Genomic DNA, 13,701 nt, shown 5'->3' with positions numbered 1-13,701 from the left:
CGAAACCGCCTTCTCCCCTCCCTTCCAAGTTTCTTTTAGAGTAATGGGAACAATCCCTTTACGACTCATATCCTGGCGGGGTAATTTTATACTCAACATAGCCCAGCAGCCTGTCCAGGGTAATAGCCAGTATTGCCCCCAGTCCGGCGCCCACCAGTAGAAATTCGGCCCAGAACATGGTCAACCCGCTCAAGATCAAGTCCCCCAGTCCACCGCCGCCAATATAGGCAGCCAGTGTACCGGTACTTACCACATACACCGCTGAAGTCCTGATACCAGCCAGAATGACAGGCATTGCCAAGGGCAATTCAACTTCGTATAAAACTTTTTTCTCCGACATGCCCATGCCCAAAGCAGCTTCTTTAACATCAGGGTTTACACCGGCTAAACCGGCAATGGTATTCCTGGCAATGGGTAGCAAACCCTGAACGGTAAGCGCGACAATTGTAGGCTTTAAACCCATGCCCAAAACCGGCATGGCAAGAGCAACAATGGCTAAACCCGGGAAAGTCTGCAACAGGTTGAGGATATTTAAAATAACAATTCCGTATTTTTTGTATTTCGGTCGAGTAAGAAATACGCCGGTGGGAACTGAAATGGCTATGGCTATAATCATGGTGATTATTACCATCCAAATATGTATAGCCAATGCCTCCGGCGCCCTATTAAAAAGAGCTTCTTGCAAACGCCCCCAGTTCACTTATTCTCCCCCTTCCTGCACGAATGCTTCCTTATATCGGCAAGGGTGATTATGCCGGCCGGCTCGTCTCTGTCCACAACACCAAGATATTCCGTGTCCAGCTCCAGCATCAGCGACAAAGCATCCCGCAATAGAGTCGTTGTCTGAACAAAGGCTTCCTTTCTGGCCGCAGCCTTCTGTTTTATAGTCTCCGGAGATACGATTTCTCCGCTGCTATCCATTTCATCACCTGTGATAAATCCAACCAACCTGCCGGATGCATCCCTTATGAAACAAATTTCCGCCTTCTTATCCTTCATTTTTTGCCGGGCATTAGCCAGTTCATTTTCATCGACAATACACCATTGTTGCCGGACCAAATCCTCTACCTGAAAAAGGCTCAACTTTTTTACCACCCGGTCATAACCGATAAAATCGCTGACAAAATCATTGGCAGGTTTGGTTAAAATTTCATAAGGAGTGCCGTATTGAACCAATTTCCCCTTATTAAAAATAGCAATCCTGTCGCCCATTTTAATTGCCTCATTGATGTCATGGGTGACAAAGCATATAGTCTTTTTCATTTCCTTTTGCAAACGCAGGAATTCATCTTGAAGGTAATTCCTGGCGATAGGGTCAACGGCGCCAAAGGGTTCATCCATCAACATTATAGGCGGGTCAGCGGCCATAGCTCTGGCCACACCAACCCTCTGCATCTGTCCGCCGGAAAGCTGGGAAGGATACTTATTCCTGGTTACTTCCGGGTCCAACCCGATGAGCAGCAGTAATTCATCTACCCGCTGTTTAATCCTTTCCTTGGGCCAGCCGTACAAACGGGGTACTATAGCAATGTTTTCGGCAACCGTTCGGTGCGGGAGCAAGCCAATCTGCTGAATTACGTAACCAATGCCCATTCTAAGCTTATCCGGTTCACAGTCTTTTACGTCTTTATTATTAATCAGGATTGTCCCCGAGCTGGGTTCAATCATCCTGTTGATCATGCGCAGGGTAGTGCTTTTACCACACCCGGACGGTCCGACAAAAACACAAGTTTCACCTTTCTCCACTTTCAGGGAGAGGTTATCGACAGCAGCGAATTCCTGTCCCTTATAGAATTTCGTAACTTCCTTTAACTCGATCATGGTCATTCCCCCTTACCAGCGTATGCCCTGTAGTAATTTAACCACCATTATTATCCGCGTTTCACCTTGAGACCCCTGGGTACCATTCTCTTTTCAAACCCCCCCAAAATGCTGTCCAAAGCAATAGCAATAAAAGCAATAAGTAAAGCACCTACAACAATCATCTCCACATTGAACCTGGTCAGTCCTTCCGCTATCAACCGTCCTAAATTTCTTTCTCCAATGTAGGTAGCAATAGCGGCTATACCTGTGGTCATTACTACCGTTATCCTAAAACCCGCAAAAATAACCGGCGCCGCCAGCGGAAGCTGTATTTCCCAAAGAATTTTCCAGGAATTCATTCCCATGCCTCTGGCTGCTTCGATCACATTTTTATCTACAATCTTGATGCCCTGATAGACATTTCTCACCAAAGGCATCATGGCATATAACACGAGGGCAACTAAAGCGGAACGCCTGCCCAAACCCAGGAAAGGAATTGTTATCATTATCGCAAAGAGAGATAGACTGGGGATACAGAAGATAGTGTTGGCAATGCCAAGCACCGTTTTAGCCCATCTCTCGTTTTTGGTAATCAAGACACCGACGGGAACCCAAAGCAGGAGAGACAGGAGGATCGACCAAAAGACAAGTGTAAAATGGGTACCGGCATATTCCAAAATGGTTGAAAGGTGTCCATTGATAAATTTTAGATAATTCAAAGTTCCACCGCCCTTTGCTTTAAAGTGGATATTTTTAGTTTTTGCTTATATTCGGCAAGTACAGAATGAATCCTTTTTTTAACCTGTGATGTAATAAAAATTCTTATGGTTCGGAATTGTGAGATTACATGTTTAATGAACAACAAAAAAGCGGCTCAACAGCTTGTTGAATCCGCTTTGTACATCTGCTAAGTTCCCTTTTTACAGAAGTCCTCTCCATAACCAATTGCATTAGCCTGCTAAATTATACTGCTTGCAATTTTCCACTAAGCTGGTTAGCAAAAATTTGTTGCGCGATTATTTCCCCAATAGCTTTTCCAAGCAGAGGTGGAACGGCATTTCCTACTTGCTCATATTGTTCGGTTAAGCTACCCAAGAATCTAAAACGGTCTGGAAAAGACTGGATTCTGGCAGCCTCTCTAACTGTCAGAGTTCTTTCCTGTGTGGGATGGAAAAAAGACCCCCAATGAGGATCACATTTAGTTAAAATTGTGGAGCATATGCCGTTAGGGTCTAACCGACCATACCTTTTGGTGTGATCGCTTCTTCTAGCTTTTTTTAGACCTGCCGGAAGTAAGTCAAAAGGTATATCTCGCCAGCTTCCACCTTGAGGAATGTATTTAAGCCTTTCTAAATTAATTTTACCTAAAGTTGGGGCTCTATGGTTGTACAGAATTTTGGAATTCTCCCGAAGCAATTTTTGATATTCAGACTTTGGTGGAGTATCATATTGCATTTCATCTGCACCTCCACCGTTTTCAATTACTGGTAAATCTGAAATTGCATCCCAAACAGTTGTGTAGTCTAAAAGTTGAGGGCCAAAAAGGCTCTCTTTTGATTCTATTTTAAAACAAAGGTTTTTCCCCCCAGTGAAATTAGCAACTCCCTGGGCAAAATGAGTCGGATAAGGAAATAGACATTCAGCATTTTTCAATCTGGTTCCAATAAAAAAGGTCCTCCATCTCATCTGTGGAACCCCATAGTGAGCAGCAAATAAAATCATGTGTCTTACTTTATATCCTAATTTGTTTAATGACTTATATATGGCCTTTACTACAGTTCCTTTTTCTAAGGATACTATACCAGGAACATTTTCTATGAGAATATATTTCGGCTTTAAGGTTTCGGCAACACGCAGGAAATGAACAAATAAATGGTTCCTTTCGTCCTCCATAGTTCTTACAGGAGCATTAATTGAAAAACCTTGACACGGTGGTCCACCTGCCAGTAAGTCTAAATCACCCGGCTTCACCTGACAAAATTCAAGGACCTGTTTATTTGACAGATTTCTAATATCTTCGGTACAAACGTATGTATTGGGATGATTGTATTTGTAAGTTTGAGTATAAGTCTGATGAATATCACTGGCGAAGTTAATCTGAAAACCCGCTTGAGCTAATCCTTCAGATAGACCTCCGGCTCCGCAAAATAGGTCAGCTGCTATGAGTTTAGCCATAAACTCACCTCAAATTAGATTTTCCAAACATCTATTTACTGAATATAGTGCAAACTTGTTGTTTTACTGCTTCATCAAGAGAGGATCCGGGTATTTTTCCGCCAGAAATAAAATTCAATGCAAAATCTTCCAGATTAACCCGAATTATTCTACACCTGGTTAAGTTTCGGATTTTGCCGAAATCAACCGGTTCATCCAACGAATATGTTAAAACGCTTAATACTCCTTTGTTCGGTGTACTAACAGGTATAATATCGCCTATAATGTCTTCAAATCTGGAATATACTACATCTGGTACAATGAAATACATCCCTTTTGTAGCCAAGTGCGAATCAGCGTACACTTGACCTTTTCTAATAATCTGAGGTATTAAACGTTTGTGGACATTGGCCCAGTTCATTCCATGCGCGGAATCAGGTATTTCAACGCAAGGATTGGTTTCCAGATTTTTGTAAGCTTCCCAAGTTGCTCTATAATTGTTAGTTATATCTATACTTTGGACCTCCACCCCGGCAACCTCTGTTGGGTTCCCGTCCACAATTTTTACTAAAACCCAATCCATGCTAAGCTTATTTCGACTAGAACCAACCTGAATTTCTCTTCCTGAATTCTGTCCAAACGCAATAACAAATTCGTTCGGTGTTTCTTTTACCAATTCGAGAGACTTCACCTCATTTACTAAGTACAGAGGAACATAGCCAAAAGCATCAAGACTTACATCTTTGAGGGTTTTATAATTTTCTGCATACAGACGTTTAGGGCAAATTATTATTTCATCATTTCCGCTGACAACTGAACATACCCCATAAATTACAGATTTATCATGATTATGCTTTGTACATCGGCTTCCTACAAAAGGGCATACGCCTCTGTTCCAGTAATTTCTGCATATCGGTGTCAAATCGTCGGGAGCAAACCCAAATATTTCACATAAATCTTGCTTTTTTGCTCTTGGCATTATATCTCATCCTCAATTTATGAAACAACCAAAATTTCGCTATTAACTATATTGTACTTAGACATAACATAACATTTTCCTGCTACAATTTTAACATGAGCCTGGAAAACTGGTACGGTTTTACGGGGAGTCAGGGGAAATAACCCCCTTCTTACACCAGCAATTTTCTTCCGTTTTTCCCCAAAAGATCGCTCCATTCAATGCTAATCGAGTAGGAGGGGGTGATTAACCCCCGTCCTCTCACACCACCGTACGTACCGTTCGGTATACGGCGGTTCACCAAGCTTGACGAATTTGATGATAACGTTCGGTTATACTCTTTAGGCCCTGGCTATGCCAATAGGCATTGTTCACTTTGAGTTTTAACTTATCCTCCAGGAAGGATTTAATGCTCTCGAGCACCCGCTCTCCGGCTCGCTTGCTTCGGACGTAGATGTTACAATCATCGGCGTAACGTACGAATCTGTGTCCGCGTCTTTCCAACTCCCGGTCTAGGTCATGAAGTAGTATGTTAGCCAATAATGGACTTAAAGGGCCTCCTTGAGGTGTACCTTCGTCGGTACTCATTACTACTCCGTTGACCATTACTCCGGCTTGAAGGTAGCGGCGGATGAGTTTCAATACCCGCTTATCCTTGACTTTGCGGGCCACTCGCGCCATTAGGATGTCGTGGTTTACGCGGTCAAAGAATTTCTCCAAATCCATATCCACTACCCAGGTATATCCTTCCTCAACGTACTTCCTTGCCTGTCTGACCGCGTCATGTCCCCTCCGTCCGGGTCTGAATCCGTGACTGAATGGTGAAAATTCCGGGTCAAAGATAGGTGTAAGTACTTGTAGAAGTGCCTGCTGGATTAGGCGATCTATGACGGTCGGGATACCTAGTAGCCTTGTTCCGCCGCTGGGTTTCGGGATTTCGACCCGACGTACCGGTTGGGGCTGATAGGTTCCCTTGAGGAGTTCTTCTCTGATTCTGACCCAGTGCTCCCGTACGTAATCACGGAGGTCGTTTACCGTGACGTGGTCGATACCTGGAGCACCTTTGTTCTCCTCTACCCGCCGTAGAGCAAGCAACATATTCTGCCTGTCTACCACTTTCTCCATCAGGCCGTTACCATCTCTTCCGTGGGATGTGTTCCTGGGTTGTGCCGGAGATACACTCGGCCCTCCGTGGGTCCCCTGCGTATTCACCGCTTCCTCCCCATGGCAGGCCCCATATGGGGTTTTCTGCTGTCTTTGCATATCTCTCGAACGTACCAAGTCAATCCCTCGCTTCGTGTTCGGCCCTTCACCAGTGTGACGTCTATACTGGCTACTATGGCCTCTGCTGACTTCTGCCGGTTCAGCCAGGCCTCGCAACCTGGGTTATCGGTGTTACCAATATTACCGGCAGACCTCCCCGGGTAAGAGCGCTGTCTTTTCCTCCATCTACCCGCCACATTTACTCTCGGCAGCCTTTGGTAGCAAGGACTTTGCTTTGTAGTGCAAGCTCATCCAACTGCCGCTAGCCTCTTATGTGGTTTCTGTTCGTCGGGCCGGAGGTTTGCCGCCGACTTCCTTCAGATTCCACCTCACGGTGGACACCCTTGTCTTAAGCTACGGCTACTGCTACCTTCACCGTTCGGGACTTTCACCTTATAGACAGCGCCCATGCCGGGCGCACACTGAAAAGCTGTTGACCAGATAGGGTCAACAGCTTCATATCTTAGACAGAAACTACTTCTTTTACTTCCGGCACTTCAGATTTAACTACGCGCTCCACGCCGTTTTTCAAAGTCATTAACGCCATGGGACAGCTGCCGCAAGCGCCTTTTAATTTAACCTTGACTACTCCATCACCAGTAACATCTACTAATTCTACGTCGCCGCCGTCTGCCTGAAGGCTGGGGCGAATTTTGTCAAGCGCTGCTTGTACTTTTTCCTTCAAAACTGTTCACTCCCTTGTTCTTCATATGGTTCATTATAACACAGTTCTCATATTTTATGTTAGGAAAATTTGGACATCCTAGGTTTAATTAAGGAATTTTTCCTCTCCTTTAGCAGGTTTGAACTTGCCTATATTTAACATGCTTGCGGGTAGTATTCATTATTCATCTCAAAACCTTCAATAAAACATGGCCCAACAAAACCTCAAAGGCCTATTTATAGACACTAAGCGGAGCTAATGGCGCTGTGCCAAAAGCGTTACAGGACAAGGAGCGAGAGACACAGGCAAATAAATTTTACCCCAAAAAAGGGCGAGAAAAGGGGGCTTGTCGGCGTAAAAAGAGAGACTGGGTAAAAATCCACCCCAGCCTCAGCATGTGATAAAAAAGCAATAACAGGCACCTCCGTTATGGTAAAATTGTAGTTGAAAAGACACCAATTTTATCCTCGGGAGGTTGCCTGTCATGGCTATTATACCACAACTGAAACTGTTTGCGTGGAACGAAATTGAAACGCTGGGGGACATGGAACGACTCCGGCTGGTATTGGAACACATGCCGGATGAAGACCTGATGAAAGCTTTGGAAAGAAAGCGTGGTAAGGGGCGTAATGACTACCCGGTCAGAGCCGTGTGGAACTTCCTCTTAGCCGGCATCGTCTTTCAACATTCCTCCATCGAGAGCTTGCGCCGAGAACTTAAACGCAACGCCCAGCTGCGGGACATGTGTGGGTTTGCGGGGGAAGTACCTCCCGCCTGGGTCTACACCCGGTTTATGAAAACGCTATTCGCACACACATCCATGGTGGATGACTTGTTCGAGAACCTGGTGCAGCAGATTAGGGAAGTGCTTCCTGACTCTGGTCGACACCTGGCCATGGACAGCAAAGCCATCTCCTCGTTTGCCAAGGGAAAGAATCGGAACGAGGCCGCGGATGGGCGGCGGGATACGGATGCCGACTACGGGAGAAAAGAATACCGCGGCGTAGACAAAGACGGCAAACCATGGGAGAAGATCGTCAAATGGTTTGGCTACAAGCTACACCTGGTAGTTGATGCGACCTATGAACTGCCCGTGGCGTTTAAGGTAACGAAAGCATCGGCAGCGGATATAAGTGAAGGGCATGCCCTGCTGAACCAGATGCAGGAAAGACAGTCGGAAATCCTCGAGGTAGCCGAAACCCTCGCAGCAGACCGCGGCTATGACGACACGAAGTTTATCATCAAGTGCTGGGATGAGTACAAGATTAAGCCGGTCATCGACATTCGGAACATGTGGAAGGATCCAGACCGAACACGAGTGTTGGAAGGCAGAGAGAATGTGGTTTACGACTATAAAGGCACCGTATACTGCGTATGTCCACAAACGGGGAAGCAGCGGGAGATGACAAACGGCGGCTTTGAAAAAGGCCGTAACACATTGAAGAAGCTTTGCCCCGCCAAGCATATGGGCATCGAGTGTGCAGGTCAGGCACAATGCCCGGTAAAGCAAGGGATCCGGATCCCGCTGGCGATGGATCGTCGGATCTTTACACCGATTGACCGTGCCAGCTACAAGTGGGAGAAAGAGTACGACAAACGGACGGCGGTGGAGCGAGTGAACAGCCGTTTGGACGTGTCCTTTGGCTTCGAACTGCACACTATTCGCGGCATGGCGAAAATGAAGGTGCGGTGCGGGCTGGCATTATGCGTCATGCTGGTGATGGCACTGGGGCGGATCAAGGAGAAGCAGGTCGCGAAGATGCGCAGCCTGGTGGCGGCGTAAAGCAGCAACCAACCCAAATATCATATCTGGCGCAACCACTGAGTGAGTAGTCCGCCCATTTGACTGCCTATTAATGATACACCAGGAAACTTATGGGAGAAACAATTCCGGAACGCTTTAAATGGTTGAACCTTAGGCAAAATGACGAGCGTTCCGTCGCTAAAACGCTACCTGAAACAGACTTAAACAGGTGCAGCGCAAAAAGCTCAAGCAGAACTAAAATTGACTAAATCGGTTGGACCATATAGAATAAAATTTATAAATAACGGAAAATTTGTCAAAAACAAGTACACAAAACTATTGACCTAAAGCAGCCGAGTTCTGGTACTCCTGAGCCACATTCATCTAAAATGCGGGAAGAATGTGGCCTAGTTCCTTTTTACTTTCCAAATAACCACCCATGCCTGGAAGGCACAACCAATCATGAAAATTAGCTAAGTTATTGCAAAGGTTGGATTTTTTGCTACATTGAAATTATCAGGGACAAAGGTTGATTTTATTTTGATGGTATAACCTCGTTAAATAACCTAACTTGATTGCTTTTGAGCACAGCCAATTGTCGCCCCTTGTTCTTAAGGACTTGGGAACAGCACGGGTACTAAAATCTTTATTTCTCGAGCAATCATCCCTGAAATTCTTTGGAGCAGGAGTGAGTTACATGCAAGACATCCTGGAAATATGTTGTGGTCTTGATGTCCACAAAGAAACGGTTGTAGCCTGCCTATTAAAAGGCAATGTTGACGGGGAACCGGTTAAAACCATCCGCACCTTTTCCACCCTTCTTGCCGGGCTAGATGAAATGAAAGTTTGGCTAGAAAATGAGAACTGTCGGCATGTTGCAATGGAAAGCACCGGCATCTATTGGCAGCCTGTATATAACGTGTTGGAAGAAGCCTTTGACGGCAGTATGGTTTTGATTGTTGCCAATGCCCGGCATATGAAAAATGTACCCGGTAAAAAGACCGACATGAAGGACGCCGAATGGATAGCTACCCTTTTGCGTGCCGGATTATTAGAAGGAAGTTTTGTTCCCTCCAAACCAATCCGGGAACTCCGTAATCTGACCCGGTACCGCAAAAGTATCATCGAGGAAATTACGTCACAGAAAAACCGGATCGAAAAACACTTACAAAGCTGCGGCTTTAAGCTCTCTACCTTCCTGACCGATATCTTCGGCGTATCGGGCCGGGCGATTATGGATCATCTTAGCCACCATGGGAAAATATCCGCCCGGGAAGTAGAGAATTTTGTAAAGGGGCGTGCTAAGAATAAGCTCCATGAGATCAAACAGGCTGTCAATGGCAAAATGGATGTTCATCAAAGAGAGTTTCTAAAGCTATTGTTAGGTTGGCTAGATCAGCATTACGAGCATCTCCGTCAAGTAGAGCAAAACTTAGAAGAAAAACTGGCTCAGTATCAAAGACAACTAGAGCAACTAGACGGCATACCGGGCATTGATAAAACTGCAGCAGCAGCCATTTTGGCGGAAATCGGAATTGATATGAGTCGTTTTAAAACCGCTGAACATATCTGTTCCTGGGCGGGCTTAAGCCCCGGTAACAATGAAAGTGCAGGAAAAAAAAAGTCCACTCGTACCACCAACGGTAACACCTATTTAAAACGGATCCTATGTGAAGTTGCTTGGTGCATCACCCGAATACGTCAAAGCTACTTATCATCCTGGTATTGGAAAATCAAACAACGCCGTGGCGCCAAAAAAGCTCTTGTTGCATTAGCCAGAAAAGTTCTCGTAATAATATACAACCTGTTAAAAAATGATGCTGATTACGATGAAACATCCTTTGAAAAAGCCAAACAAAAACAGGAAAAGTTCCGAGTTAAAAGGATTATTGCTGAAGCTAAGAAACTAGGTCTGGAGGTGATAGAACCCCACGAGGTTGCTTAACAGCTACAATGGTTTTTCCAAAAGAATTAATTTCACTGATGCAAGATCTGCATTGGCTAGTTAATTATTACCTTTTTACGGGTTATCCTGGTTGCCATATGCAGTTGTTAAAGAATATTTCAAATTTATTTTCGTACTAAAATGCGGGAAGAATGTGGCCTAGTTCCTTTTTACTTTCCAAATAACGGGGAGCAAACATGAGCGATCATTTTAAAGTCTTATATATGACTTATTATAAAAAAGTGTATACATCTTGTTATATGATCCTGAGAAACCATGAATTGGCAGAAGAAGTAACCCAGGAAACTTTTACGACAGCATACGAGAAAATATATACCCTAAAAGATCCCGCAAAATTCAGTTCATGGATTATTTCAATAGCAACCAATAAAGCCATTTCATTATACCGGAGAAACCAAAAGATAGTACCAATAGATGAAGAAGCAGTACTAGATTATTTTGAACAAAATAACTGGAACTCAAATGACCTTTCGGATGTCTTAGTTATTAATGAGCAAATTGATGCCGTAAAAGAGGCCGTGACTCAATTGCCTCCCAAGTTAAAAGAAGTCATAATACTAAAATACTACATGAAACTCCAGGACCAGGAAATTAGTAAACAGATAGGGAAACCAGTGGGAACGGTGAAATCTTCCTTGTACAGGGCTAAAAAACTTTTAGCTAAAATGCTTTCTTTTCAGAATGATAAGAGCTGTAATATGAATTATGGGTGTGGTGATAATGAGGAAAAATAGCGATCAGATGGATAGAATAATTGCCGCAGCTTTAAAGGAATTAGAAGTGGAAGCAGAACAAGGTATGCCTGATGTTAACGTGGCCTGGGCAAATTTTGAAAAAAGAGTGCAGGTTAGAGAATCCAAGCATAAAACAGACCATAAAAAAAATCGTAAAAGGCTAGCGTTAGTTGTGGCTGCAGCGATTATTATACTCTTTTCCATTCAGAATCAAAAAGTTACTGCTTTTAAAAATGAAATATATGAATGGATTGGAAAAGATGAAAATAATATTACTATTATTACTGAACAAGAGAATGTTACCGCGGAAAATGGTAGGTATACGGGTCTGACTTTTGAGGAAGCCCAGGGAATGACTATTTTCCACCTCGTTAAACCAACCTATTTACCTTCCGACTTTGAAAATAGCCCTGAAATAGAGGTAATAATAAATAATTATCCTTTAGCCCTTGTAAAAATGACCTATACAGGGGCCGACAACAAATTTCTGTCTTTAGTACAGGAAAATTCCGCCGGTGAGGAGAAAAGGAACACTTTTGTTCCGGAAAATGTTGAGGTTGAGAATATTAAATTAGATAATAAAAATATTACTTTGCTAAAAATCGATAATTCCCTTTCTGCTAAATGGACTTATAACGGAATTAAGTACACATTGTCAGCCAATTTTATTGAACAGGAGATTCTGTTAGAAATAATAAAAAATTTAAAGTGAAAAAAACCCGGGGCACAAAAAACGTTTTATTTATTACCTTGTCTTCTATAAAGATTTTTCTTGGAATTATTATAACTAAAGCAAAAAAATAATTAATTGTTTAATGTTCAAATTGTTCTATAACGCAACTCCTCTAAAACAGACTATATGTTTATCGGTTAAATTGAATAATATCTAATAACATAAAGACATAAAAAATGTTGTAATCGGTGTGATGTTAATATTGTAGAACCAGGAATGCTTAAAAACTAAAATAGCGTAAAGGAAGCCGCTAGGGCTTCCTTTTTTAATCGATAATTTTAATGGGGCTATAAGAGTATCTCGTTTCACCAGCTGCTTGGTGAGTGCCGGTTACCCTGTATGTACCCGGGCTTTTTGGGTAAGATTCCCTGAGTTGCAGGGACATAGCAGTATCATAACGTGACCACGATTTAACTTTAACCCAATAGCTGCCGTTCCATTTTTGCAGTTCCATGTAAAGCGACTGGCTTGTGGGGTAAGTAAGTTCAGACGAGACGCCGCAAATAATACTGGAAGAAGTTGCGTCAATCAAAGCATCATAGGCCATGAACACTGAAGAACTTTCCGGCGCGACTATTAAATTGTCCTCTTCCGCTGCCAATGCCACTTGGGTACACAGCATTAAAACCAAAAGAGTAATACTTAATACTACTACCTTTTTCATAAATCAATTCCCCCTTAAATTTTAATTCGATATCAAGACTAATAACTTTAAAAAAAGTTCTATTTTTTGCCAAAAAAAATAAAACTTTTTGGGCTTTAGTTTGTCTTATATGTGCAGGAGTAAATTTTCAGATGATTAAGGGGGGTGGTTCTGTTGATTGTGTGAAAAATTATGATTTAAATTAATATAATTTTTCAAGAGGGGGACTATGAATGGATTTAACTAAGAAAATATCACTTATATTAAGTGTTGCTATTCTGATGGGTTTAATATTTGTAGTACCAGCAAGTTTTGCCAAGAATGTTGATAACCCTGAAATTGTGTTTACAGCAAAAGAAATTAAAGATAAGGACAAACTCTTTGAGCGAGCACAAAAAGGAATTACAGATATTAATGCACCATTTAGACATGAGAGCAAAGTAGTTAATGTTAAAACAAAAAAAGAAGGCAAAGTTGATATTTTTTCCACTACACAAAAGCTAGAAGAGAAAAAATATGCTGATGGTAAGACGGTGACAACCTATGCAACTACAAATTTTGCAGCAGTGGCTGAACTTCCTAGTAAATACGATTATGACTATGATGGTTCTTATGGGGTAAAAGCGTATAACACCATTTACTGGCAAAAGAGTACAGACCCTAATGGGCTTGCAATGGTTAAACTGTATAAAGCCGAAGGCGGCTGGCAAATTTTAGATTCACAGCTGTCACTAAGCGATAGAGAAGTTATATTAGCCAGTTCCGGTAACGGCGGCTGGGGGTGGATAGAACAGGTTCATCCGGTTTACCCTGCTATAAATACATTTAGTTATACGACCCCTTCTGATTGGGACTTCGTCTTAGCTGATATAAATACCCAAATGGGATGCATACAAAATGTTACTATTCATAGAGGAACCTCTTCCTGGGATTTCTCATTTATGAATTCTTACTGATGATTTAAGGGGGAATACAAGTTTATGACTTGTATTCCTTTTTTCACTAATAAAATATAATTATAATAGAAAGATAGTGTTAA

Annotated in this window: 12 protein-coding genes and 1 pseudogene; 5 read left to right on the top strand and 8 right to left on the bottom strand. The window is 42.8% G+C overall.

Annotated features, from left to right (window positions below; genetic code table 11):
* Window positions 1-58: 58 nt before the first annotated feature.
* From EYS13_RS15275 to EYS13_RS15245, 7 genes and pseudogenes are all read right to left on the bottom strand, one after another.
* Entirely contained in the window at window positions 59-700 is a 642-nt protein-coding gene (locus tag EYS13_RS15275; protein WP_227764405.1) for an ABC transporter permease, read from the bottom strand.
* Window positions 697-1,821: an ABC transporter ATP-binding protein gene (locus EYS13_RS15270; RefSeq protein ID WP_227764403.1), complete on the bottom strand. Its 1,125-nt coding sequence runs from the start codon at window positions 1,819-1,821 to the stop codon at window positions 697-699. The genes EYS13_RS15275 and EYS13_RS15270 overlap by 4 nt, the downstream gene beginning before the upstream one ends.
* 50 nt (window positions 1,822-1,871) lie before the next feature.
* Window positions 1,872-2,522, bottom strand: coding sequence for an ABC transporter permease (locus tag EYS13_RS15265; protein WP_227764401.1), 651 nt, complete (start codon window positions 2,520-2,522; stop codon window positions 1,872-1,874).
* A gap of 244 nt (window positions 2,523-2,766) precedes the next feature.
* Window positions 2,767-3,978 (bottom strand): DNA cytosine methyltransferase, encoded by a 1,212-nt coding sequence (locus EYS13_RS15260; RefSeq protein ID WP_227764400.1) that lies wholly within the window; start codon window positions 3,976-3,978, stop codon window positions 2,767-2,769.
* A gap of 31 nt (window positions 3,979-4,009) precedes the next feature.
* Window positions 4,010-4,936, bottom strand: coding sequence for a NotI family restriction endonuclease (locus EYS13_RS15255; protein ID WP_227764398.1), 927 nt, complete (start codon window positions 4,934-4,936; stop codon window positions 4,010-4,012).
* 348 nt (window positions 4,937-5,284) lie between these two features.
* Window positions 5,285-6,040, bottom strand: a pseudogene (ltrA, locus tag EYS13_RS15250) (group II intron reverse transcriptase/maturase); the annotation flags it as partial.
* A gap of 601 nt (window positions 6,041-6,641) precedes the next feature.
* Entirely contained in the window at window positions 6,642-6,863 is a 222-nt protein-coding gene (locus tag EYS13_RS15245; protein WP_227764397.1) for a NifU family protein, read from the bottom strand.
* A gap of 463 nt (window positions 6,864-7,326) precedes the next feature.
* Between EYS13_RS15245 and EYS13_RS15240 the strand changes: the two genes are divergently transcribed.
* From EYS13_RS15240 to EYS13_RS15225, 4 genes are all read left to right on the top strand, one after another.
* Window positions 7,327-8,625 carry a transposase gene (locus EYS13_RS15240; RefSeq protein ID WP_227764394.1) on the top strand — a complete coding sequence of 433 codons (1,299 nt, stop codon included), beginning with the start codon at window positions 7,327-7,329 and terminating at the stop codon, window positions 8,623-8,625.
* Between the two features lie 658 nt (window positions 8,626-9,283).
* Window positions 9,284-10,531, top strand: a complete 1,248-nt coding sequence (locus EYS13_RS15235) for an IS110 family RNA-guided transposase (RefSeq protein ID WP_227764392.1) — start codon at window positions 9,284-9,286, stop codon at window positions 10,529-10,531.
* 197 nt (window positions 10,532-10,728) lie between these two features.
* Entirely contained in the window at window positions 10,729-11,286 is a 558-nt protein-coding gene (locus tag EYS13_RS15230) for an RNA polymerase sigma factor (protein ID WP_227764390.1), read from the top strand.
* Window positions 11,273-11,998, top strand: a complete 726-nt coding sequence (locus tag EYS13_RS15225) for a DUF4367 domain-containing protein (protein ID WP_227764388.1) — start codon at window positions 11,273-11,275, stop codon at window positions 11,996-11,998. The genes EYS13_RS15230 and EYS13_RS15225 overlap by 14 nt, the downstream gene beginning before the upstream one ends.
* Before the next feature lie 286 nt (window positions 11,999-12,284).
* Here the strand turns inward: EYS13_RS15225 and EYS13_RS15220 are convergent, their stop codons facing one another.
* Entirely contained in the window at window positions 12,285-12,683 is a 399-nt protein-coding gene (locus EYS13_RS15220) for a hypothetical protein (RefSeq protein WP_227764384.1), read from the bottom strand.
* A gap of 212 nt (window positions 12,684-12,895) precedes the next feature.
* On the opposite strand from EYS13_RS15220, the gene EYS13_RS15215 reads away from it, so the two are divergent.
* On the top strand, window positions 12,896-13,618 hold the full coding sequence (locus tag EYS13_RS15215; RefSeq protein WP_227764382.1) for a hypothetical protein: 723 nt from the start codon (window positions 12,896-12,898) through the stop codon (window positions 13,616-13,618).
* Window positions 13,619-13,701 lie beyond the last annotated feature (83 nt).

This window comes from Zhaonella formicivorans (genome assembly GCF_004353525.1).
Classification (GTDB): Bacteria; Bacillota; DUOV01; order DUOV01; family Zhaonellaceae; genus Zhaonella; species Zhaonella formicivorans.
Note: the sequence above shows the minus strand (reverse complement) of the source record. Positions and strands in the feature narration are given on the sequence as shown.